Below are 22,840 nucleotides of genomic sequence, written 5' to 3'. Positions count from 1 at the left end.
ACGCTACCGTCGGCGCATGGCATTCGATCCGGGCGCCGTCGCCCGAGCGTTCTCCGAGCATCGGTTCGACGAGGCACTGCCATATCTCGCCAAGGATGTGCGCTGGACGATCGTCGGCTACATGGTGCTCGAAGGCGCGGACGCGGTGCGTCAGACGTGCCGCGACACCCTGGAAAGTCTCGAAGGCACCACGACCGCGTACGACCGATGTGTGGTCGCCGCCGGCTCGGACGCGGTCGCTGTCGACACGTTCGCGCGGTACACGCGTCCGGACGGCGTGACGGCGGTGGCCAGTTGCGATATCTACGAGTTCACCGGCGAGCAGATCACGGCGATCACGTCCTATGCCGTCGAGATCGATCCGGCGGACGCGGGAGCACAGCTACCGTCGCGCGGAAACGCGTAAGTCCGGAAGCTGGTTCCGGTGCAAGCGACTCAACGGCGCGGGCTGGCGGTTGCGGCCGTGCTGTGGATCTCCGCGGGTCTGCTGTTCCTCTCCCTTGAGGCGATAACCGCCGCAGCGGTGGTGCCGTCGTACAGCTACACGCACGGCTACATCAGTGACCTCGGCGTGCCTGCCTGGTCTCCCAAGGCGATGTTGATGAACACGGCGTTCTGGATCCAGGGCCTTGGGTTCCTGGCTGGAGCAGTCGTCATTGCTCGCGCGCTTGGCGGCGGCCGCGTATTCGTCGGGCTGGCCGCGGCGACTTCGGTCGGCAACATCCTTGTCGCGGTCGCCCATGGCGGCTCGGCACTGGTCAACGCGGGACACGCGTGGTTGCACGTGGTCGGGGCGGTGCTCGCGATCGTGGGAGGCAACGCCGCGATCGTCGTCGGCTCGTCGGTAATCAGGCGGGCCGTCGCAATCCGGGGATATCACATCGTTTCGGTGGCGATAGCCGCCGTCGGGTTCGTGTGCCTTGCGTTGTTGACGATCAAGACGACGAAAAGCGGCCTGCCCCCAGGAGTGCTGGAGCGTGGGAGCGTCTACTCCATCCTGGCCTGGCAGATATTCACCGGATTCCTCTTGCTGGGGGCCCGACGAGCATGAGGCTCGCAGGAGCCACTACGCCTGCTGCGTCCGAGCCCACGCGCCAGCCGCGGACGGCATGTCCATGTCGAACACCCGCGCGTGCAGAACCGTCCGGTTCCGCAGCGCGGCGCGCACGGCGCGGTGTAAACCGTCCTCTAGATAGACGATTCCCTTCCATCTGACGGCGTGCGGGAAGAGGTCGCCGTAAAACGTCGAATCCTCGGAGAGCAAGCGATCCAACGCCAGCACCGTCGTCGTCGTGACCAATTCGTCGAGCCGGATCTGCCGCGGCGGAATCTGCGCCCATTGCCGTTGCGAGAGCCCATGATCGGGGTACGGCCTGCCCTCGCGGACACCCTTGAAGATCATCGCGCTGATCTCTCGGAGGTCCAGGTCACCATGCAAAGGCTAGTCCCAACCAGCCGGTTCGCCACACCTACTGCCGCTCGCGCGGTATCGGCCCAGATAATGACCGTAAAATGGACGCTGACTAGGTGGGAAGGGTAGGTGAACAGTGGGTAGTGCCGACGATCGACGCTTCGAGGTACTGCGCGCCATTGTCGCCGACTTCGTGGCGACCAAGGAACCGATAGGCAGTAAGTCGCTGGTCGAGCGACACAATCTCGGCGTTTCGAGCGCGACCGTGCGCAACGACATGGCGGTCCTGGAAGCCGAGGGCTACATCACTCAGCCGCACACCAGCTCGGGACGCGTGCCCACCGAGAAGGGCTACCGCGAGTTCGTCGACCGGCTCGACGACATCAAGCCGCTGTCGTCATCTGAGCGCCGAGCGATCCTCGGCTTCCTGGAGTCGGGCGTCGATCTCGACGATGTGCTGCGCCGCGCTGTGCGGCTGCTGGCTCAGCTGACCCGTCAGGTCGCGATCGTCCAGTACCCGACGTTGACGACGTCGATGGTGCGGCACCTCGAGGTGGTGGCCTTGACCCCGGCACGGTTGCTGCTTGTCGTAATCACCGATACGGGGCGGGTGGATCAGCGCATCGTCGAGCTCGGCGATGCGCTCGACGAACACGACGTCGCCAAGCTTCGCGACCTGCTCGGCCAGGCGATGGAAGGCAAGCCGCTGGCGGCCGCGTCGGTCGCGGTGTCCGACCTCGCCTCACACCTCAACGGCCACGGCGGCCTGTCCGACGCGGTCGGCCGATCGGCGACGGTACTGGTCGAGACGCTCGTCGAGCACAGCGAGGAACGCCTGCTGCTCGGTGGCACCGCCAACCTGACCCGCAACACCGCCGACTTCGGCGGCTCACTGCGGCCGGTTCTCGAAGCGCTCGAGGAACAGGTTGTGGTGCTGCGGCTGCTGGCCGCGCAGCAGGAGGCCGGCAAGGTCACGGTGCGCATCGGGCACGAGACCGAGGCCGAGGAGATGATCGGCACCTCGGTGGTGAGCACCGCCTACGGCAGCTCGGGCAAGGTGTACGGCGGCATGGGTGTGCTGGGACCCACCCGGATGGACTATCCGGGAACTATCGCTAATGTCGCTGCGGTTGCTCTCTATATAGGTGAAGTCTTAGGCAGCCGGTAACCCGGCACGAAACAGGCAGGCAAGGTCAGCGTGGCACGCGACTACTACGGGCTGCTCGGCGTGAGCAGAGGTGCGAGTGATTCGGAGATCAAGCGCGCGTACCGCAAGCTCGCCCGTGAACTGCACCCCGACGTCAACCCCGACGAAGAGGCGCAGGCCAAGTTCAAGGAGATCAGCGCCGCCTACGAGGTGCTGAGCGATCCGGAGAAGCGGCGGATCGTCGATCTCGGTGGTGACCCGCTCGAGTCGGCCGGCGCAGCAGGCAACGGCTTCAGTGGATTCGGCGGGCTTGGCGACGTGTTCGAGGCGTTCTTCGGCGGGGGCACCGCCTCGCGCGGGCCGATCGGCCGTGTGCGGCCCGGTTCGGACTCACTGCTGCGGATGCGGCTTGACTTGGAGGAATGTGCAACCGGCGTCACCAAGCAGGTGACTGTCGACACCGCGGTGCTGTGCGACCTGTGCCACGGCAAGGGCACCCACGGCAATTCGACGCCGGTCACATGCGACACCTGCGGCGGCCGCGGAGAGATCCAGACCGTCCAACGCTCGCTGCTCGGCCAGGTGATGACGTCGCGGCCGTGCCCGGTGTGCGGCGGGATCGGCGAAGTCATCCCGGATCCGTGTCACCGCTGCGGCGGCGACGGCCGGGTGCGGGCACGGCGCGACATCAGCGTCAAGATCCCCGCCGGCGTCGGCGACGGGATGCGGGTGAGGCTGGCCGCGCAGGGCGAGGTCGGTCCTGGCGGCGGGCCCGCGGGCGACCTGTACGTCGAAGTGCACGAGAAGCCGCACGAGATCTTCGTCCGTGACGGCGACGACCTCCATTGCACCGTCTCGGTGCCGATGGTCGACGCCGCACTGGGCACCACGGTCACCGTCGACGGAATCATCGACGGCCCAACCGAAATCACCATCCCGGCCGGTACGCAGCCAGGCGCGGTCGCCACGCTGCGCGGCCACGGGATGCCCCATCTGCGGTCGGGGGTGCGCGGCGATCTGCACGCCCACATCGACGTCGAGATCCCGACGAGGCTCGACCACGAGGACATCGAGCTGCTGCGCAAGCTCAAGGAAAACCGCATTCGGGACGTCGCCGAAGTGCGCTCGACCCAGAGCACGGCGACCGGCAGCGGCTTCTTCAGCCGGCTGCGCGAAACCTTCACCGGCCGCTAGCGCCCGTGACCGAAGCGGTCTTTTACGTCGACGCGGTGCCCCCGGTCGGTGAGATCGCGGTCGTCGACGGCGACGAAGGCTTTCACGCAGCCAACGTCCGGCGGATCCGTCCCGGCGAGAAACTCGACCTGAGCGACGGCGCCGGAACGCTCGCGCACTGTGTCATCGAGGACGTCGGCAAGGGCCGGTTGTCGGCCAGGGTGCTCGACAAGCTCACCGTCGCCGAAGCCGTCCCGGCGGTCACCGTCGTGCAGGCATTGCCGAAATCCGACCGCTCTGAGCTGGCCATCGAGCTGGCCACCGAGGCCGGCGCAGACGCATTCATCGCCTGGCAGGCGTCGCGTTGCGTGGCCCGCTGGGACGGCCCACGGGTGGACAAGGGTTTGCGGCGCTGGCGCGCGGTGGCACGGGCGGCCGCACGCCAATCGCGTCGCGCGCGCATCCCGGAGGTCACCGGTGTGGTGTCGACGGCCGAGTTGGCCAAACGGGTACGCGACGACGCCGCAACGGTGCTTGTCCTCCATGAGTCCGCGACAGTGCCGATCACCGAAGTGCCGCTGGCGCAAGTGGATTCGCTGATGCTGGTGGTCGGCCCCGAAGGGGGTATCGCGGACGACGAGATCACGGCTTTGACCGATGCCGGGGCGAGCGTGGTGCGGCTGGGGCCGACGGTGTTGCGAACGTCCACCGCCGCGGCCGTCGCCCTAGGCGCGTTGGGTGTGTTGACGCCGCGGTGGTCGTGAGCCGGCAGGCATGGTTAAGCATTGGGATGGGTCGCTACCCGGCGGTAAACTGGGTATTCCAGAGCAACCAACCAGGCAAGAGCCCAGAAAGCAGGCAGAAAACCCCACGTGACGCCCAGCGAGACGAACGCTGACTCGGACGCTCCAGTTCGAAGCAGCATCAATGTTCCGCCCGACCTCGTCGTGGGCCTGCTCGGCTCCGCCGACGAGAATCTGCGTGCACTCGAAAACCTCCTCGCCGCCGACATCCACGTGCGCGGCAACGCGGTCACACTCACGGGCGAGCCGGCCGACGTCGCCTTGGCCGAGAGAGTGGTTTCCGAACTGATCGCAATCGTCGCCAGTAGACAACCGCTGACACCCGACGCGGTAAGCCACAGCGTGGCGATGCTCACCGGCACCGGCAACGAGTCGCCCGCCGAGGTGTTGACGCTCGACATCCTGTCGCGGCGCGGTAAGACGATCCGGCCAAAGACGCTGAACCAGAAGCGCTATGTCGACGCCATCGACGCGCACACCATCGTCTTCGGTATCGGGCCCGCGGGCACCGGCAAGACGTATCTGGCAATGGCCAAGGCCGTCAACGCTTTACAGACCAAGCAGGTCAACAGGATCATCCTGACCCGCCCGGCCGTGGAAGCCGGTGAGCGGCTTGGCTTTCTGCCCGGCACGCTCAGCGAGAAGATCGACCCGTATCTGCGGCCGCTGTACGACGCGCTGCACGACATGATGGATCCCGAGTCGATCCCAAAGCTGATGAATGCCGGGATCATTGAGGTCGCGCCGCTGGCGTACATGCGGGGTCGAGCACAACCGTCGTTCACGGAGGTCTTGACGCCCAGCGGCTTCCAAGCGATCGGGGACCTTCAGGTTGGCGATTTTGTCATCGGCTCCGACGGACAACCTACGGAAGTCTTGGGGGTATACCCGCAAGGCTTCAAGGAGATCTACCGGGTCTACACCCAGGACGGTTCGTCAACGCTCGCATCTGGTGACCATCTGTGGTCGGTTCACACCCGCGATGATCGACGACGCGGGAAGCCGGCCCGCGTACTCCAGACGAAGGAGATGATCGGGAACCTCCGCGCGGCGCACTACCACCGCTACGAATTGCCGCTGGTTAGTGCACCTGTGAGTTTGAAATCGCGGCCGGTGCCGATTGATCCGTACGCGCTCGGTTTACTTCTCGGTGACGGGTGTTTCTCATGCAGAGCGACACCGACATTCGCAACCAGTGATCCGGAACTGGCCGAAGAGTTGGCCCGCTTGATTCCCGGTATAAAAGTACGACGCAAGAGCGAGGTCGATTACGTCCTCTCCAGAAGCTCTGGGCGCGGCGGCGACACCACCATTCCGAACCCGATCACAAGAGCCATGCGTGATTTAGGTCTTGCAGGCGCGAAGTCGAACACCAAGTTCGTACCCAGGGATTACCTGTTCAATACGCCGGAGGTCCGTCTCAGGGTTCTCCAGGGTCTTTTCGACTCCGACGGCGGCCCGGTCAGCCAGAAGGGAAGGACGTGCCGCGTCCAGTTCACGACGGTCTCGGATCGTTTGCGCGACGACGTGAGGTTCCTCGTCCAGTCACTCGGAGGGATCGTCTATACACGCGCCCGTAAGGCGGAGGGCCGCAAGCCAGGGTTGGCGCGAGGTCGCGAAGTCCATTACCGACACGACGCGCATGTCCTAGATATCCGGCTCCCAGAAGGAATGCGGCCGTTCCGTCTCGCTCGCAAGGCGGCGAAGTACGGCGAGGCCGGCGGCGGTCACCCGATGCGGTTCATTGACCGCATCGAGCCGGAAGGCACTGAGGAAGCGGTGTGCATTCGAGTCGCAGCAGAGGACTCCTTATATGTCACCGAGGATTTCCTGCTCACCCACAACACGCTATCGGACGCGTTCATCATTCTCGACGAGGCGCAGAACACCACCGGCGAGCAGATGAAGATGTTTCTGACGCGCCTGGGCTTCAATTCCAAAATCGTTGTCACCGGCGACATCACGCAGGTGGACTTGCCCGGCGGCGCGGCATCGGGTCTGCGCGCGGCGATGGGGATTCTCGACGGTATCGACGACATCCACTTCGCCGAACTCACCAGCGCCGACGTCGTGCGCCACCGCCTGGTCGCCGACATCGTCGACGCCTACGCCAAATCCGAGGAGCCCGCGCTGATGAACCGGGCCCAGCGGCGTGCGTCGGGCACCCGTCCGCGAAGGTGATCGGTGTGAGCATCGAGGTGTCCAATGAATCGGGCATCGACGTTTCCGAAGAGGAACTGATCAGCGTCGCGCGCTTCGTTATCCGCAAGATGAACGTCAATCCCGCAGCAGAACTGTCGATGGTGCTGCTCGACACCGCGGCGATGGCCGACCTGCACATGCGATGGATGGATCTGCCCGGCCCGACCGACGTGATGAGCTTCCCGATGGACGAGCTCGAGCCCGGCGGCCGTCCGGATGCGCCCGAGCCGGGTCCGTCGCTGCTGGGTGACATCGTGTTGTGCCCCGAATTCGCCGCCAGTCAGGCCGCTGCGGCGGGCCACACGCTCGGCCAGGAGCTGGCCTTGTTGACCGTGCACGGTGTACTGCACCTGCTCGGCTACGACCACGCTGAGCCGGACGAGGAAAAAGAGATGTTCGCCCTGCAAGGCCAACTGCTCGAAGAGTGGGTCGCCGACCAGGTCGAGGCGTATCACCAGGACCGCCAGTCCGAGAAGGACCGGCGGCTGCTGGACAAGACGCGATTCTTCGACGAGCCGTGACCGGCTTGGGGCAACTGATCGCCGCGATCGCGCTCATCGCGCTCGGCGGGCTGTTCGCGGCTGTCGACGCCGCCATCAGCACGGTGTCGATAGCCCGCGTCGAGGAACTCGTACGCGACGAGCGGCCCGGTGCGGTGCGGCTGCACAAGATCATGGCCGAGCGTCCGCGCTACATCAATCTCGTTGTGCTGCTGCGCATCGCGTGTGAGGTGAGCGCGACGGTCCTGCTGGCCGCTTTCCTCGATGACTACACCGGCGTCAGCTGGGGTCTCATCACCGCCGCCGCCATCATGACGGTGACCAGCTTCGTTGCCATCGGCGTCGGCCCGCGCACCGTCGGAAGGCAGAACGCCTACAGCATCTCCTTGATCGCCGCGCTTCCGCTGCAGGCTATTTCGGTGGTGCTCACCCCGATCAGCCGGCTGCTGGTGCTGATCGGTAACGCGCTGACGCCAGGCCGCGGCTTCCGCAACGGTCCATTCGCCTCCGAGATCGAGCTGCGCGAGGTCGTCGACTTGGCCCAGCAGCGCGGCGTCGTCGCCGATGACGAACGGCGGATGATTCAGTCGGTGTTCGAACTCGGCGACACCCCGGCCCGCGAGGTCATGGTGCCGCGCACCGAGATGGTGTGGATCGAGGACGACAAGACGGCCGGGCAGGCGACGTCGTTGGCGGTGCGCAGCGGCCATTCGCGCATCCCGGTCATCGGCGAGAACGTCGACGACATCATCGGCGTGGTCTATCTGAAAGACCTTGTGCAAAAGACGTATTACTCGCGAAACGGCGGACGCGACACCAAGGTGTCGGAGGTGATGCGGCCCGCGGTGTTCGTGCCGGACTCCAAACCACTCGATGCGTTGCTGCGTGAAATGCAGCGCGACCGTGTGCACATGGTGCTGCTTGTCGACGAATACGGCGCGACGGCCGGACTGGTGACGATCGAGGACGTACTGGAGGAGATCGTCGGCGAGATCGCCGACGAGTACGACACCGACGAAGTGGCTCCGGTAGAAGATTTGGGAGACAAGCATTTTCGCGTCTCCGCGCGGCTGCCCATCGAAGATCTCGGCGAGCTGTACGACATCGAGTTCGACGAAGACCTCGACGTGGACACGGTCGGCGGCTTGGTGGCGCTGGAGTTGGGCCGCGTCCCGCTGCCCGGGGCCGAGGTGACATGGGACGGGCTGCGGCTTCGCGCCGAAGGCGGCCCAGACCACCGCGGCCGGGTGCGCATCGGTACGGTCCTGGTCAGCCCGACCGAGAAGCCCGAGGAGAGCGACGATGAGCCGCTTGCGCGAAGAGCGAAAGACCAATGAGTGAGCTCGACGCCGAGGACGCCAAGCTGGTGACGCTGGCGCGCGGCGCGATGGGACGGGCGGAGGCGGCCAGCGGCGCGGCGGTGCGTGACCTCGACGGCCGCACCTACGCCGGCGCACCCGTGGCGCTCGACGCCTTGCAGTTGACCGCGTTGCAGGCGGCGGTAGCCGCCGCGGTGTCCAGCGGCGCGACCGGCCTGGAGGCTGCGGTGCTCGTCGGCGGATCGGCCGACGACGCGGGTGTGGCCGCCGTGCGCGAGCTCTCTGCCGACGCGGCGATCGTCGTGACCGACCGCGCGGGCAAAGTGCAGTGACCGAATTCCGCTCAGGCTTCGTCTGTTTCGTCGGCAGGCCCAACACCGGAAAGTCGACGCTGACCAATGCGCTCGTCGGCACCAAGGTGGCGATCACGTCGAACCGCCCGCAGACCACCCGGCACACCATTCGCGGCATCGTGCACCGCGAGAACTTTCAGATCATCCTCGTCGACACCCCGGGCCTGCATCGGCCGCGCACTCTGCTCGGGCAGCGGCTCAACGATCTGGTGAAGGACACCTACTCCGAAGTCGACGTCATTGGCTGGTGCATCCCGGCCGACGAGAAGATCGGCCCAGGCGACCGGTGGATCCTCGAGCAGATCCGCACCATCGCGCCGAACACCACGCTGATCGCCATCGTCACCAAGATCGACAAGCTGCCGAAGGATCGCGTCGCCGCGCAGCTGTTGGCGGTCAGCGAGCTCGTCGGGCCCGACACCGAAATCGTTCCGGTGTCGGCGACCCGCGGCGACAACCTCGACGAGCTGATCGACGTGCTGGCCGCCCAACTGCCGCCGGGTCCAGCGTTTTACCCCGACGGCGAGCTCACCGACGAACCCGAAGAAGTGCTGATGGCCGAGTTGATCCGTGAGGCGGCGCTCGAGGGCGTGCGCGACGAGCTGCCGCACTCGCTGGCCGTCGTCATCGATGAGGTCACCCCGCGCGAAGGCCGCGACGATCTGATTGATGTGCACGCCATCCTCTACGTCGAACGCGACAGCCAGAAGGGCATCGTCATCGGCAAGGGCGGCGCCAGGCTGCGCGAAGTGGGCACCGCCGCACGCACACAGATCGAAAAGCTGCTCGGCACCAAGGTGTACCTCGACCTGCGCGTCAAGATCGCCAAGAACTGGCAGCGTGATCCTAAACAGCTTGGGCGGCTTGGCTTTTGAGGTTATAGGCCGACCATCGCTGCGCCTCGCTGGGCAACGGCAGATAGGTGTGCCCGCAGTCCAACCGCCAACTGCCGCTACCGGCGACGCGGATCAGGCGGAATCGGTTGCAATACCGACAGTGCGTCATCGCTCCAACTCCTTTCATGCGGTGTACAAGCACCGTATGAAGGCGAAGCGATACGCATAACGGGGCGCAATCCCGCGTTCGGCTACGCGGGCTGCGGCTTTTCGAGGCCGCCGCGTTAGGGGATTAGGGGTTGGGTTATCCCGGCTGGCCGTACACCGCGACGACGACGCTGCGGTCCAGGCTGTTCAACGACCACACGCCCATCTGTGAGTTGGCGCAGTTGCTCATGATCGCCATGTAGTCGGGCCGGTAATACCACTGGTTGATGATCTCGATGCCGCTGATCGCCAGCGCTGGATTGATCGCGACGGTCTCGGCGACGACGCCCTTGTACCCGGCGGCGTTGGCACGGTCCTGCGTCGTCGACCCGTCGGAGCCGATATCGCCGTCCAGCGCGCGGTTGTTGAGCACATCGTTCGCGTGCCACTCGGCCGCCAGTTGCAGCTGCGGGTTCTTCTTCACGTCGTTGGTACAGCCGGCCTGATGCTGAACGGTGTAAACGTTGGCGACGACCCCGTCGTTGAGCCGCCTGTTGTCGGCATTCGCTGCGGGCATACCCGCGATCGCCCCACCCACGACGGCCACGACGGGCAGCGTGCGTGCACAGCGGCGTGCGGTATCGCGGACTGTCACGCAGGGGAGATTACGCGACCTCGTCGGGCACCGGTGCGTGAGCTGCAATATTGCTGACGGCTTCCGGCTCCTCGGCGACCAGTTCGGGAGGCACGGCCTTCACGTCGTCAGGTGTGTTCCACCAGATTTCCGGCTGCTTCATCACCCATCCGTTGAGCGCCTCCAGCTCGGCGGCCAGCGAGATCAGCAGCGGTTCGCTGTTGGCGGGGCCCATCAGCTGAACACCGATCGGCAGCCCGTCGGAGGTGAACCCCGCGGGCACGTTGACCGACGGCCAGCCCAGCAGGTTCCACGGCCAGGTCACCGGGCACGCCTTGATCATCGTGCGGTCGGTGGCCAGCCCGCCGAGCTTGTCGAACGTGTGTACCTCGGGCGGCGGCTGTGCGGTCGTCGGCGCCAACACGACGTCGACGAGGTTGAAGATCCATCCGATGCGGCGCTGCGACGCGGCCTCGCGGCGGCGGGCCTTGCGCAACACATTCTCCGAAAGCAGCCGGCCCGTCCGCATGTTGGCTTTCGTGCGCTTGTCGAGCGTTACGCCATGGCCCAGACGGTCCGCCCAATCCAGCAGTCCTGAGGTGGACCGCGACAGGAAGTTCCACGACATCCGCAGGTTGTAGTTCGGATCGGCCGCCACAATCGTGTGGCCCAGTTCCTCGAGTTGGCCCGCGACGGTCGCCATGGCCGCGCGGATCTCCGGGTGCAGCTTGGCGCGGAACAGCGTGTACGGGAACTTCGTCGACAGCGCGATCTTCAGCGGTCCCGGCGCCTGGGCGACGTAATCCGACACCCGCACTTCCGGTGGCTGATGTAGGTCCCCGGCGACGTTTCCCGATGCCGCGTCGAGCACCAGCGCCGCGTCGGTGACCGTACGGGCGAGGACGCCGTTCACCGTGATGCCGTTGAAAGCCTCGGGCAGCGGCCAGGTGGAGATGCGGCCGCGCTGCGGCTTGATGCCGACCAGATGGGTCCACGCCGCGGGGATGCGGACGCTGCCCGCGCCGTCCGAGCCGATGGCCGCGGCCACCAGACCCGCCGCCACCGCCGCCGCGCTGCCACCAGACGAGCCGCCTGGTGTGTGTTCGCGCGACCACGGATTGCGGGTGTGGCCGAACGCGGGCCCGCTGGTGAACGGCCATTGGCCGAGCTCGCAGGTGTTGGTCTTGCCGACGATCACCGCACCGGCCGCCCGCAGCCGCCGCACCACCTCCGCGTCGTGTTCGGCAGGCCGGATGGATCCGTCGGCGCCGAACCGGGTCGGTACGCCCGCCACGTCGACGTCGTCCTTGACCGCGATCGGAATGCCAAGCAGCGGAAGGTCAATCCCCGCGGCACGTTTGCGATCCGCCTCGGCCGCGTCGGCCAGCGCCTGTTCGGTCAGCACCACCCGGAACGCGTTGAGGCTCGACTGGCTGGCGTTGATCGCATCGAGCGATCGCCGTACCAGTTCGACGGACGTTACGGTGCCGCTGGCGAGCTGATAAAGCTGGTTGGTCAGGGTGGGAAATCGTGTGCGGTTTCGGGAAGAGTCGACCATCACATAAAAGAATATCGGCGCTGCGTACCGGCAACTGTCGGATCGCAGTGAGAGACTGTACCGATGCGGCTCTACCGGGACCGGGCGGTGGTGCTGCGCCAGCACAAGCTCGGCGAGGCCGACCGGATTGTCACCCTGCTCACCCGTGACCACGGGATGGTGCGCGCGGTGGCCAAGGGCGTTCGGCGCACCCGCAGCAAGTTCGGGGCGCGGCTGGAACCGTTCGCGCACATCGATGTTCAGCTGCATCCCGGCCGCAACCTCGACATCGTCACCCAGGTGCAAGCCATCGACGCGTTCGCCACCGACATCGTCAACGACTACGGGCGCTACACCTGTGCATGCGCGGTGCTGGAAACGGCGGAGCGCTTGGCAGGGGAGGAGCGGGCCCCGGTGCCCGCGCTGCACCGGCTGACCGTCGCCGCGCTGCGGGCAGTGGCCGACGGCGGCCGGCCCCGCGAACTCGTGCTCGACTCTTATCTGTTGCGCGCCATGGGAATCGCGGGGTGGGCGCCCGCGCTGACCGAATGTGCTCGTTGCGCCACACCCGGTCCACACCGGGCGTTCCACGTCGCGGCGGGCGGCAGCGTATGTGTGCACTGCCGCCCGTCCGGCTCGGCGACCCCGCCGCAGGGCGTGCTGGATCTGATGGCCGCGCTGAACGACGGCGACTGGGAGCATGCGCAAGCCTCGCCGCAGTCATACCGCACCCAGGCCAGCGGGCTGGTCGCAGCCCATTTGCAGTGGCATCTCGAACGTCAACTGCGGACATTGCCGCTGGTCGAGCGCGCATATCAGGTCGATCGCACGGTCGCCGACCATCGGGTGGCACTGTTCGGGCAGGATGTGGCCCATGGCAATCAGAAGGGCGAGCAAGACCGAATACCCCCAATTGCCTCAGGCGCCTGACGACTATCCGACCTTCCCCGACACGTCGACGTGGCCGGTCATCTTTCCCGAGTTGCCGCCGCGCACCAACGGCAGGTTCAGCCGTCCGCCGCAGCACACCTCGAAGGCCGTCGCGCCGCAGATTCCTGCCGACCTGGTGCCCAAGCACGTCGCGATCGTGATGGACGGCAATGGGCGGTGGGCCACGCAGCGCGGGCTGCACCGCACCGACGGTCACAAGATGGGCGAAGCCGTGCTGATCGACGTGACGTGTGGCGCCATCGAAATGGGCATCAAGCACCTCACCGTCTACGCGTTCTCCACAGAGAACTGGAGCCGTAGCACCGAAGAAGTGCGGTTCCTGATGGGCTTCAACCGTGAGGTGGTGCGCAGGCGACGGCTCAACCTCGACGCGATGGGTGTGCGGATGCGATGGGTTGGCTCCCGTCCGCGCATGTGGCGCAGCGTCATCAAGGAATTCGTGATCGCCGAAGACATGACCGTCGACAACGACGTCATCACCGTCAACTACTGCGTGAACTACGGCGGGCGCACCGAGATCGCCGAAGCGGCCAAGGCCATCGCGCGCGAAGCCGTCGAAGGAACCCTGAACCCGGACCGGATCACCGAGAAGACCATCGCCAAGCATCTGCACCGCACCGACATTCCCGACGTCGACCTGTTCATCCGGACGTCGGGGGAGCAGCGGGCGAGCAACTTCCTGCTGTGGCAGGCGGCGTACGCCGAGTTTGTCTTCCAGGAAAAGCTGTGGCCCGATTACGATCGCCGCGATTTGTGGGAGGCGTGTGAGGAATACGCCAACCGCAACCGGCGGTTCGGCGGGGCGTAGTGACGTCCGGCGGGCAGGAGCGAAGCGACCCGGGGATGTTCCTCGCGGAGCGGCTCGTTGTCGTCCTCGACGAGATCCTGCCGACGCAGCACGAAGAGGACGGCGCGGTCACCGTGCACCACGACGAGACGTTCGCGTCGCTGCGCGTCGTGACGATCGGCGAGGGTCTGGACATGGTGTCGCTCACGCAAGTACTGGTGTGGGATCTGCCGTTGGACAGCAAGATTCGCGCGAAGGTCGCGAAGCAGGCTTCTGACACACTGCTCGGCACGGTGTCGCTGGTCGAGAAGATCGCCACCAAGGGCAATGCCAAGAAGACAGCAGATGTGTTGCTGCGCTACAACTTTCCCGCCGGCGGCCTTACCGACGATGCGCTGCGCACGCTGATTCTGATGGTGCTGGCCACCGGCGCCGATGTGCGCCGCGCCCTACTTGCCTGACGCCTTGGTGCAGTCGCCGCAAACGCCGAAGATCTCGATGGTGTGGCTGACGTCGGAAAAGCCGTGCTCGCGCGCGACTTCGGCGGCCCACTTTTCGACGTGGCCGCCCTGGATCTCGACGGTCGAGCCGCAGGCGCGGCACACCAGATGGTGATGGTGGTCGTCGGAGCATCGGCGGTAGACGGACTCGCCGGTGTCGGTGCGCAGAGTGTCGACGAGACCGTTGGTGGCCATCGACTGCAGCGTGCGGTACACGGTGGTCAGGCCGATTCCCTCGCCGCGGCGGCGCAGTTCGTCATGCAGCTCTTGCGCAGACCGGAAGTCGTCGAGGTTTTCGAGCAGCGATGAGATCGCGGCGCGTTGCCGGGTGGCGCGCACCCCGGAGCCGCTCGACCGGCGACCTGCTATCTCCGCAGCGTTCACTCGCCGCCCTCGGCCGCGTGGGTGACGGCAGCCAGCACGATGTCGGCGAGGTGGTGGTCGACGAGCCGGTACATCACTTCACGGCCCGAGCGCTCGCCTGCGACGACGCCGGCGGACTTGAGGATCCGCAGATGCTGGCTGACCAGTGGTTGGGGCACAGCCAACGCGTCGACGATCTCGTGCACGCAGCGTGCCGATTCGCGCAGCTGCAGGACGATCGCGATGCGCACGGGGGCGGCGAGGGCGCGCAAGAGGTCACCCGCGGTGTCGAGGACGTCGCGCGGCGGAAGCTCCGGCGGGGGCGCGCCGCTGTGGTCGTGTGGCTCCGAATCAACCAAAGTGGAAACCGTTTTCATTATGGCGCCAGAATACATGCGTGACCGCGCATGTCAACGATGCGTCGAGTGTCGTTAGGCTGTTCACCCGTGGCGTCCATCATCGATACCGTTGCGAACCTGGCCAAGCGCCGTGGGCTCGTGTACCAGTCCGGCGAGATATACGGCGGCACGAGGTCGGCGTGGGACTTCGGACCGCTCGGTGTGGAGCTCAAGGAGAACATCAAGCGGCAGTGGTGGCGGTCGGTCGTCACAAGCCGCGACGACGTCGTCGGCCTCGACAGCGCAATCATCTTGCCGCGCGAGGTGTGGATCGCCTCTGGTCACGTCGAGGTGTTCAACGACCCGCTGGTCGAATGCCTGAATTGCCATAAGCGGCATCGGCAGGACCATCTGCAAGAGGGTTACGCCGCGAAGAAGGGTCTGGACGATCCCGACTCGGTGCCGATGTCCGAAATCGTCTGCCCGGACTGCGGCACCAAGGGTGAGTGGACCGAGCCGCGCGACTTCAACATGATGCTCAAGACGTATCTAGGGCCGATCGAGACCGAGGAGGGTCTGCACTATCTGCGGCCAGAAACGGCGCAGGGCATCTTCGTCAACTTCGCGAACGTGGTGACCACGGCGCGCCGCAAGCCGCCGTTCGGAATTGCCCAGACTGGCAAGAGTTTCCGCAACGAGATCACCCCCGGTAACTTCATCTTCCGCACGCGTGAGTTCGAGCAGATGGAGATGGAGTTTTTCGTCGAGCCGTCGAGCGCCCGGGAATGGCACCAATATTGGATCGACGAGCGGCTGCAGTGGTATGTCGATCTTGGTATCGACCGTGACAACCTGCGGCTGTTCGAGCATCCGAAGGACAAGCTGTCGCACTACTCGGACCGTACTGTCGACATCGAGTACAAGTTCGGCTTCCAGGGCAATCCGTGGGGCGAACTCGAGGGCGTCGCCAACCGCACCGACTTCGACTTGTCCACGCATTCAAAGCATTCCGGCGCCGACCTGTCCTACTACGACCAGGCCAGCGACACCCGCTACGTGCCGTACGTGATCGAGCCGGCGGCGGGGCTGACCCGTTCGTTCATGGCGTTTCTGATCGACGCGTACGCCGAGGACGAGGCGCCGAACGCCAAGGGCGGTGTGGACAAGCGCACGGTGCTGCGGCTGGACCCGCGCTTGGCGCCCGTGAAGGCCGCGGTGTTGCCGCTGTCGCGGCATGCCGATTTGTCACCGAAGGCGCGGGACCTGGCCGCCGAGTTGCGCAAGTGCTGGAACGTCGAATTCGACGATGCCGGCGCGATCGGCAGGCGGTATCGCCGCCAGGACGAGATCGGCACGCCGTTCTGTGTGACGGTCGACTTCGACACGCTTGAGGACCACGCGGTCACAATCCGCGAACGCGACGACATGACGCAGGACCGCGTCGCGATCGACGGGGTCAGCGACTATCTGGCGGCGCGGCTGAAGGGCTGCTGATGCTTTTGTGGGGCGTCAACATATGCTGACGCTCCACAAAAGGAGGTGCTTCTCCTCCGAGCTAGAACCGGCCGCCGCCGCCACCGCCCCAACCGCCGCCACCGCCGCCGCCTGAGCCGCCGAAACCGCCGGAGCCCCAGCCGCCTCCGAATCCGCCTCCGAAGCCCCCGCGCAGCGCACCACTCAGCACGTTGCCGATGATGATGCCGCCGAGCACCGCACCCATATTGGAACCGCCGCCGCCGCCATACCGCGACGTGTAACTCCGTTGCGCCGCAGTCACATCGGCGTTGGCCATCGATTGCGCCTGGTTGGCCAGCGTCGCGGCGCCGTTCGCATGCGCGATGGCTTCGTTGAGGTCGGCCGACTTGGTGTCGATGGCTGCTTGAAGTTGGCGCACAGCCTCTGCCAGCCGGGTGCGCGCCTCGGGACCGACGCTGCCGCGTCGCGTGTCGATGTAGTCGGATACCGCCCGCACCCGTGACTGTGCGGTGAACAACGCCTGGTCGAACGTTCGACTGAGCCGTTCGGCGGCCTCACGCTCCTCGGAAACCTCGGCGAGCAGCCGGTCGAGTTCGGCATCGGCATGGGTCAATTGCGTGAATGTGCCAAGGGGATCGGATGTCCCGGCGCTCTGCGCGTTCGACACCGCCTTGACAGCAGCGTCGCGCGCGGCACTCAGTTCGGCTGCGCGCCCTACGGCACCTTGCGCAAGCTGACCGCCCGCCTGGTTTATTCCATTCTGCAGGTCTGCGATGGCCGCGGGCAGCCTGGCCGCCGCGCTGTGGATGTCCGTCCCTGCGCTGTCAACCGCGTCGAGCAGCGTACGAGCTTGTCCCAGAGCCGATTCCGCTCCTCGAATACTGTCGATGAGTCCACTCTGGCGATCTGCCGGTCGCGCGACCAGCGTGCGCGCATTGGTGATGTTCTGATCGGCAAATGCCAATCGCTGCTTGGCGGCTTCGACGTTGCCCGCCACCGACGCCAACGCCGAATCGGAAAACTGGCTGTGCAGCGCCGCCAGTGCTTGTTCGGACGGCCCGACGCGGGCGGTCAGTTCGACCATCTGCTGCGTGAGCGTGTCCAACCGGGATGGGGCGTTGATCACCAGATCTCGCAGCTGGTTGAACGCCTCCGTTTGGGCATCGAGCTCACGGTCGGCCTTGGCTGCGGCGACGACGACGCGGGTCAGCAGGTCGCGCCGCTGCTGCGGTGACTCCGGTATCGCGTCGTCGAGAATCTGGCGCACGTTGAACGCTTGCGCCAGCGTGGTTTTCGCATTCGTGACGGCCTTGCTGAACGGCGCGGTCTGCTCGGGGCCGAATTCTTCGACGGCCAAACCCAATTCGTTCTCGCTGGTCCGCACCGCGTTGTCCACCTCGACGACGATCGACTTCGACAGATCGTCGAGGGCGTCGAGTGATACCGCGGCCAACGAGTTCGGATCCGCCGGATCGGCGCGGCGTGCAGCCGCGAACTCTGCCTCGCGCCGCTTGCGGCGGCGGCGCCGAGTCCACAGCCACAGCAACAGGATGGCCAGCGCGAGCACTCCGAACGCGACGAGGAACCCGAACCAGGTGAAGCCCGAGCCACCGGACGTCGTCGTCCCGTTGAGACCGTCTGCTGCGGCAATGGCCGCACCGGCCCAATCGTTCTGGTGCAGTTTGGGTTCGATCTCGTTGGTGCGCAGCGACGTGACGTCGAAGCCACCCGAAGCGGTGGTGGGCGGCAGGAACGCATACGAGCGTTCCTCGGTGGCGACGGCGAGAATCGCATCCTGGCCGCTGATATCGCTGAAACTCTTCGTCTCCTGGGCCCATGTGACGGCGCTCTTACCGGAGAAGGTGTCGACGTAGACGACCCACAACCGGATGTGCCGGTTGTTGTACAGCTTGTCGACCGCCTGCTCGACGTCGCTGAACTCCGACTTGCTGAGCACGCGCGCGTCGTCGTTGACGTAACTCGGTAACCGGAACGGCGGTTTAGCAGCAGCGGTCGGCGCCAGCAGGACGCCGACTGTCAGTACCGCCAGCACGAGGCCGAGCAAACGAGCGATGCGCATGGCCCACAATGTAGTACTGGCAGACTGTGCACCGGTGGCTGTGATTGGTGATCCATACGACGAGTTCGACCGGCAGCGTTTGGTGGTCGAACCGCCCAAGGGTGCCGCCCTGCCGGGCACTGCCGCTGAACACCGCACCGACTTCGCCCGTGACCGGGCACGCGTGCTGCACAGTGCCGCGTTGCGCAGGCTGGCCGACAAGACACAGGTGGTCGGCCCCCGCCAAAGCGAGACACCCCGCACGCGACTGACCCACTCGCTGGAGGTGGCGCAGATCGGCCGCGGCATGGCCATCGGGCTGGGCTGCGATCCCGACCTCGTCGACCTTGCCGGCCTTGCCCACGACATCGGGCACCCGCCCTACGGCCACAACGGCGAACGGGCCCTCGACGAAGTGGCGGCCGAGCATGGCGGCTTCGAGGGCAATGCGCAGAACTTTCGCATCCTCACCCGACTCGAGCCGAAAGTTCTTGGACCCCATGACCGCAGCGCAGGGCTGAACCTCACCCGAGCCGCACTGGACGCGGTGACGAAATACCCATGGCGACGCGGCGGGCGGACGCGCAAATTCGGGTTCTACTTCGACGACGCCGCCGCAGCCGAATGGGTGCGCTCCGGAGCGCCGGCGGACCGGCCGTGCCTCGAGGCTCAGGTGATGGACTGGGCCGACGACGTCGCCTACTCGGTACACGACGTCGAGGACGGTGTGGTCTCTGGCCGCATCGACATGAGGGTGCTCGCCGACGACGATGCGGCCGCGGTGCTCGGCCGGCTCGGGGAGTCCAGCGGCATGGGCGCCGGCCTGGGCGCCGACGACCTGGTGGCCGCCGCCGAACGGCTGTCCAACCTGCCCGTGGTGGCGGCCGTCGGCAAGTACGACGCCACGCTGGCCGCCTCCGTCGCGCTGAAAAGGCTGACCAGCGAATTGGTGGGTCGCTTCGCGTCGGCCGCGATCGCCGCTACCCGCGAGGAAGCAGGACCCGGTCCGTTGGTGCGCTACCAAGCCGAACTGCGGGTGCCGCAACTGGTGCGGGCCGAGGTCGCGGTGCTGAAGATCCTGGCGCTGCAGTTCATCATGTCCGACCCGCGGCACCTGGACCTTCAGGCTCAGCAGCGTGAGCGCATCCACCGTGTCGCACAGTGGCTGCTGGCCGGAGCGCCGGCGACGCTCGACCCGATCTTCGTCCCGTCGTTCAACGAAGCCGGCGACGACGGAGCCCGTCTGCGGGTCGTTGTCGACCAGATCGCGTCGTTCACCGAGGGCCGGCTCGAGCGTCTGGAACCCGCTTAGCCGGCGCGGCGCGCGCCTAGACTGAGCCGGTGGCCGGCCGCATCCCTGATCGCGATATCGCGGCCATTCGTGAACGCATCCACATCGAGGACGTCGTCGGCGATTACGTGCAGTTGCGCCGCGCCGGTGCCGATTCGCTGAAGGGGTTGTGCCCGTTCCACGACGAGAAGTCGCCGTCGTTTCACGTGCGGCCCAACCACGGCCACTTCCACTGCTTCGGCTGCGGCGAAGGCGGCGACGTCTACGCGTTCGTGCAGAAAATCGAGCACGTCAGCTTCGTCGAGGCCGTCGAACTGCTCGCCGACCGCGTCGGCTACACCGTCACCTACACCGGTGCGAGTGCGACGAACGTGCAGCGCGACCGTGGCAGCCGCAGCCGGCTGCTGGCCGCCAACGCCGCCGCGCAGGAGTTCTACGCGCAGGCCCTTCGAACCGAGGAGGCTGCGCCTGCGCGGCAGTACCTGCTCGACCGGAACTTCGACGCCGATGTGGCCGCACACTTCGGTTGCGGGTTTGCGCCGTCGGGCTGGGATTCACTGACAAAACATTTGCTGCGCAAGGGATTTGAGTTCAAGGAGCTCGAAGCGGCCGGGCTGTCGCGCGAAGGGCGCCGGGGCCCGATGGACCGCTTCCATCGCAGGCTGCTGTGGCCGATCCGGGCGGCCGGCGGCGAGGTGATCGGGTTCGGGGCGCGACGCATCTTCGACGACGACACGATGGAAGCGAAATACATCAATACCCCGGAGACGGTGCTGTACAAGAAGTCGGCGGTGCTGTTCGGGCTCGATCTGGCCAAGCGCGACATCGCCAAGGGGCATCAGGCGGTGGTGGTCGAGGGCTACACCGACGTGATGGCCATGCACCTGGCCGGCGTGACCACCGCCGTCGCCTCGTGCGGCACCGCGTTCGGCGACGAGCATCTGTCGATGCTGCGGCGACTCATGATGGACGACAACTTCTTTCGCGGCGAGCTGATCTACGTGTTCGACGGCGACGCGGCCGGACGCGCCGCGGCGGTCAAGGCGTTCGAAGGTGAACAGAACCTGGCCGGGCAGTCCTTCGTCGCCGTGGCGGACGAGGGGATGGACCCCTGCGATCTGCGGTTGAAATCCGGCGACGGCGCACTGCGAGACCTGGTGGCGCGGCGGACACCGTTGTTCGAGTTTGCAATTCGCACGGCGCTTGCCGACCACGACCTGGACGCCGCGGAAGGCAGAGTGTCGGCGCTGCGCCGGTGTGTGCCCATGGTGGCCGGAATCAAAGACAGCATGTTGCGCGACGAGTACGCCCGCCGGTTGGCCGGATGGGTGGGCTGGGCGGACGTCGCCCAGGTCATCAGCCGCGTGCGCGAGGAGGCGCAGAAGCGGGGCATGCCCGACCGAAGCAAACGGCGGACCGCGGCGACGGATACGACGCGGCCGCACGCGCAGAAGGCGACGGTAGCCCGGCCCGACCCGGCCGATCCGACGCTGTGGCCGCAGCGGGAGGCGCTCAAGTCGGCGCTGCAGTACCCGGTCGTCGCCGGGCCGGTGTTCGACTCGCTGACGGTGGAGAGCTTCACGCATCCGGGCTACTCCGCGGTCAGGGCGGCCATCGAAGCGGCCGGTGGGACGGCGGCGGGCCATTCGGGCGCCCAATGGATCGAAGCGGTGCGCGACCAGACCGCATCGCCGGCGGCCGCGGGCCTGGTCAACGAACTCGGCGTGGAGGCCATCAACGTCGACGACGAAAGGCTGCCGCGCTACATCGGCGGAGTGCTGGCGCGGCTACAGGAGGTGTGGGTCGGCCGCCAGATCGCCGAGGTGAAGTCCAAACTGCAGCGCATGTCACCGGTGGAACAGGGCGACGAATACCACGCGTTGTTCGGTGACCTGGTGGCGATGGAGGCCTACCGCCGCAGCCTGCTCGAACAGGCCAGCGGCGACGACCTTACTGCGTAAATACTCTAAGCAGGTTATGGTGTATGGGCTGTCGGGGTCCGTACGGAGAGGGAGGCTTGTGTCCAGCCGGAAATCCAACCGAACTCGGCTGATCGCGGGCGCGTTCGCGGCTGCCGCTATCGCCGCCCCGCTTTACGCAGCTCTCACGGTCGACGCTCCTCAGATCAGCGCCCAGCCCGCCTGCCTGGCATGGTTCGGCAACAAGGAAGACGGCAAGTGCCTGTCGTACTCCAACGGCCAGCCTGTCTACGTTGGTACGCCGATTTACAACGGCGGCAACAGCCCTAATTCCGGTATCAGCACCGGGCCGCTGTTCCCCGGCACCACGATCAATCAGGGCATCGGCTAGCAGCCGCTAGCCCCGCTTTTCCGCAGCCGACTCCGGCGCCAGAACTGTGGTGTCGGAGTCGATTGGCGTCAGCGTGACAAGGGCCGGGTCGGGTGACACCCGGTCGGCGATCTTGCGCCGTCCCGCGTCGATAACGGCCTTGGCGGCCGGACTTTCGGTTACCGCCTTGTACGTTCCGGCGATCTGGTCATATCGGCGCCTGCCCGCCTTCGAACCCAAGACGTAACCAACAGCCAGTACGACGAGATACCGGATCACAGGGCCCCTCCCAGACGACGGTGCGATTGGGTTCCATCCTGCCTCACCCGCCGGGGTCCGCGCCGGGCGGCGGCGTATTGGCAACGTGAACCGCACGTACGCTAGAGTCATGCCTCGGCCCGCGGCACAATTACGGTCGCGGCAGAGCAATCCCCTGTAGCTCAATTGGCAGAGCATTCGGCTGTTAACCGAAGGGTTGCTGGTTCGAGTCCAGCCGGGGGAGCAACAATATTTGCAGGTCAGGCCGGTTTTCTGGTCTGACCTTAACTATTCGTGCTATCCCGTCAGCCGTTGGGGCAAGGGGCCGGAAGCCACATGGCGAAGCACGGCCCTTCAGGTACCCGCGGCGGATTGGGCCCCTCCCAGACGTTGTCAAGGGGCGCACCGTCACTGACAACGGCAGTACCGTCAACGTTGCCGTGCCCGCGGGCCACGATCCAGAACG

The 22,840-nt window shown here is 66.2% G+C and carries 22 protein-coding genes, 1 tRNA gene and 4 pseudogenes; 20 read left to right on the top strand and 7 right to left on the bottom strand.

All coding sequences use genetic code 11. The features are described 5' to 3' along the window. Positions 1–16: 16 nt before the first annotated feature. A complete protein-coding gene (locus ACWW36_RS27110) occupies positions 17–406 on the top strand; it encodes a nuclear transport factor 2 family protein (RefSeq protein ID WP_456139010.1) in 390 nt (129 codons plus the stop codon). Positions 407–424: 18 nt separating this feature from the next. Continuing rightward, complete coding sequence (locus tag ACWW36_RS27105; RefSeq protein ID WP_456139009.1) at positions 425–1,051, top strand: DUF998 domain-containing protein; 627 nt, start codon at positions 425–427, stop codon at positions 1,049–1,051. A gap of 15 nt (positions 1,052–1,066) precedes the next feature. Here ACWW36_RS27105 and ACWW36_RS27100 read toward each other — a convergent pair whose 3' ends face one another. Next, a complete protein-coding gene (locus ACWW36_RS27100; protein WP_456142644.1) occupies positions 1,067–1,402 on the bottom strand; it encodes a type II toxin-antitoxin system VapB family antitoxin in 336 nt (111 codons plus the stop codon). A gap of 145 nt (positions 1,403–1,547) precedes the next feature. Between ACWW36_RS27100 and hrcA the strand changes: the two genes are divergently transcribed. The 10 genes and pseudogenes from hrcA to era all read left to right on the top strand — a co-directional run bounded on the left by hrcA (position 1,548) and on the right by era (position 9,783). Then, the gene (gene hrcA, locus ACWW36_RS27095; RefSeq protein WP_456139008.1) at positions 1,548–2,579 is read left to right on the top strand and encodes a heat-inducible transcriptional repressor HrcA; all 1,032 of its coding nucleotides are present in this window, start codon (positions 1,548–1,550) and stop codon (positions 2,577–2,579) included. A gap of 30 nt (positions 2,580–2,609) precedes the next feature. Beyond that, positions 2,610–3,752, top strand: a complete 1,143-nt coding sequence (dnaJ, locus tag ACWW36_RS27090; RefSeq protein ID WP_456139007.1) for a molecular chaperone DnaJ — start codon at positions 2,610–2,612, stop codon at positions 3,750–3,752. Positions 3,753–3,757: 5 nt separating this feature from the next. Then, complete coding sequence (locus ACWW36_RS27085; RefSeq protein WP_456139006.1) at positions 3,758–4,495, top strand: 16S rRNA (uracil(1498)-N(3))-methyltransferase; 738 nt, start codon at positions 3,758–3,760, stop codon at positions 4,493–4,495. A gap of 108 nt (positions 4,496–4,603) precedes the next feature. Next, a pseudogene (locus ACWW36_RS27080) lies at positions 4,604–5,302 on the top strand (PhoH family protein); the annotation flags it as partial. Continuing rightward, a pseudogene (locus ACWW36_RS27075) lies at positions 5,291–6,118 on the top strand (LAGLIDADG family homing endonuclease); the annotation flags it as partial. The pseudogenes ACWW36_RS27080 and ACWW36_RS27075, both read left to right, overlap by 12 nt. 261 nt (positions 6,119–6,379) lie before the next feature. Then, positions 6,380–6,715: pseudogene (locus tag ACWW36_RS27070) on the top strand (PhoH family protein); the annotation flags it as partial. Positions 6,716–6,720: 5 nt separating this feature from the next. Beyond that, positions 6,721–7,257 carry an rRNA maturation RNase YbeY gene (gene ybeY, locus ACWW36_RS27065; RefSeq protein ID WP_456139005.1) on the top strand — a complete coding sequence of 179 codons (537 nt, stop codon included), beginning with the start codon at positions 6,721–6,723 and terminating at the stop codon, positions 7,255–7,257. Next, positions 7,254–8,573: a hemolysin family protein gene (locus ACWW36_RS27060; protein WP_456139004.1), complete on the top strand. Its 1,320-nt coding sequence runs from the start codon at positions 7,254–7,256 to the stop codon at positions 8,571–8,573. Before ybeY ends, ACWW36_RS27060 begins: the two co-directional genes overlap by 4 nt. Then, a complete protein-coding gene (locus ACWW36_RS27055; RefSeq protein WP_456139003.1) occupies positions 8,570–8,887 on the top strand; it encodes a cytidine deaminase in 318 nt (105 codons plus the stop codon). Before ACWW36_RS27060 ends, ACWW36_RS27055 begins: the two co-directional genes overlap by 4 nt. After that, positions 8,884–9,783, top strand: a complete 900-nt coding sequence (gene era, locus ACWW36_RS27050) for a GTPase Era (protein ID WP_456139002.1) — start codon at positions 8,884–8,886, stop codon at positions 9,781–9,783. The genes ACWW36_RS27055 and era overlap by 4 nt, the downstream gene beginning before the upstream one ends. A gap of 271 nt (positions 9,784–10,054) precedes the next feature. Here the strand turns inward: era and ACWW36_RS27045 are convergent. Both ACWW36_RS27045 and ACWW36_RS27040 read right to left on the bottom strand, forming a co-directional pair. After that, a pseudogene (locus ACWW36_RS27045) lies at positions 10,055–10,507 on the bottom strand (CAP domain-containing protein); the annotation flags it as partial. A gap of 49 nt (positions 10,508–10,556) precedes the next feature. Next, a complete protein-coding gene (locus ACWW36_RS27040) occupies positions 10,557–12,083 on the bottom strand; it encodes an amidase (RefSeq protein WP_456139001.1) in 1,527 nt (508 codons plus the stop codon). A gap of 63 nt (positions 12,084–12,146) precedes the next feature. On the opposite strand from ACWW36_RS27040, the gene recO reads away from it, so the two are divergent. From recO to ACWW36_RS27025, 3 genes are read left to right on the top strand one after another with little or no spacing between them, the layout of a single operon-like run. Further along, on the top strand, positions 12,147–12,992 hold the full coding sequence (gene recO, locus ACWW36_RS27035) for a DNA repair protein RecO (RefSeq protein ID WP_456139000.1): 846 nt from the start codon (positions 12,147–12,149) through the stop codon (positions 12,990–12,992). Further along, positions 12,937–13,821 (top strand): decaprenyl diphosphate synthase, encoded by an 885-nt coding sequence (locus ACWW36_RS27030; RefSeq protein ID WP_456138999.1) that lies wholly within the window; start codon positions 12,937–12,939, stop codon positions 13,819–13,821. The genes recO and ACWW36_RS27030 overlap by 56 nt, the downstream gene beginning before the upstream one ends. Before the next feature lie 35 nt (positions 13,822–13,856). Continuing rightward, positions 13,857–14,261 carry a hypothetical protein gene (locus ACWW36_RS27025; protein WP_456142643.1) on the top strand — a complete coding sequence of 135 codons (405 nt, stop codon included), beginning with the start codon at positions 13,857–13,859 and terminating at the stop codon, positions 14,259–14,261. On the opposite strand, the gene ACWW36_RS27020 is transcribed toward ACWW36_RS27025, so the two are convergent. Then, on the bottom strand, positions 14,250–14,669 hold the full coding sequence (locus ACWW36_RS27020) for a Fur family transcriptional regulator (RefSeq protein WP_456142642.1): 420 nt from the start codon (positions 14,667–14,669) through the stop codon (positions 14,250–14,252). The genes ACWW36_RS27025 and ACWW36_RS27020 overlap by 12 nt on opposite strands. Positions 14,670–14,680: 11 nt before the next feature. Beyond that, positions 14,681–15,040 carry an ArsR/SmtB family transcription factor gene (locus ACWW36_RS27015; RefSeq protein WP_456138998.1) on the bottom strand — a complete coding sequence of 120 codons (360 nt, stop codon included), beginning with the start codon at positions 15,038–15,040 and terminating at the stop codon, positions 14,681–14,683. A gap of 39 nt (positions 15,041–15,079) precedes the next feature. Here ACWW36_RS27015 and ACWW36_RS27010 point away from each other — a divergent pair, with 39 nt between their 5' ends. Next, positions 15,080–16,495, top strand: a complete 1,416-nt coding sequence (locus ACWW36_RS27010) for a glycine--tRNA ligase (protein WP_456142641.1) — start codon at positions 15,080–15,082, stop codon at positions 16,493–16,495. 61 nt (positions 16,496–16,556) lie between these two features. On the opposite strand, the gene ACWW36_RS27005 is transcribed toward ACWW36_RS27010, so the two are convergent. After that, positions 16,557–18,557: a TPM domain-containing protein gene (locus ACWW36_RS27005; RefSeq protein ID WP_456138997.1), complete on the bottom strand. Its 2,001-nt coding sequence runs from the start codon at positions 18,555–18,557 to the stop codon at positions 16,557–16,559. On the opposite strand from ACWW36_RS27005, the gene ACWW36_RS27000 reads away from it, so the two are divergent. The 3 genes from ACWW36_RS27000 to ACWW36_RS26990 are packed head-to-tail and all read left to right on the top strand — an operon-like array spanning position 18,556 to position 22,137. Further along, positions 18,556–19,848 (top strand): deoxyguanosinetriphosphate triphosphohydrolase, encoded by a 1,293-nt coding sequence (locus tag ACWW36_RS27000; RefSeq protein ID WP_456138996.1) that lies wholly within the window; start codon positions 18,556–18,558, stop codon positions 19,846–19,848. The two genes, ACWW36_RS27005 and ACWW36_RS27000, sit on opposite strands and share 2 nt — an antisense overlap. 29 nt (positions 19,849–19,877) lie before the next feature. Then, a complete protein-coding gene (dnaG, locus tag ACWW36_RS26995) occupies positions 19,878–21,788 on the top strand; it encodes a DNA primase (RefSeq protein ID WP_456138995.1) in 1,911 nt (636 codons plus the stop codon). Positions 21,789–21,804: 16 nt separating this feature from the next. Beyond that, the gene (locus ACWW36_RS26990) at positions 21,805–22,137 is read left to right on the top strand and encodes a DUF7155 family protein (protein ID WP_456138994.1); all 333 of its coding nucleotides are present in this window, start codon (positions 21,805–21,807) and stop codon (positions 22,135–22,137) included. 6 nt (positions 22,138–22,143) lie between these two features. Here the strand turns inward: ACWW36_RS26990 and ACWW36_RS26985 are convergent, their stop codons facing one another. Continuing rightward, positions 22,144–22,395, bottom strand: coding sequence for a hypothetical protein (locus ACWW36_RS26985; RefSeq protein ID WP_456138993.1), 252 nt, complete (start codon positions 22,393–22,395; stop codon positions 22,144–22,146). A 150-nt stretch (positions 22,396–22,545) separates the two neighbouring features. On the opposite strand from ACWW36_RS26985, the gene ACWW36_RS26980 reads away from it, so the two are divergent. Then, a tRNA-Asn gene (locus tag ACWW36_RS26980) sits at positions 22,546–22,618 on the top strand. Positions 22,619–22,840: the final 222 nt, after the last annotated feature.

The organism is Mycobacterium sp. MMS18-G62 (genome assembly GCF_053877835.1).
The sequence above is the reverse complement of the archived record's forward strand: the minus strand, read 5'-3'. Positions and strand labels throughout refer to the sequence as shown.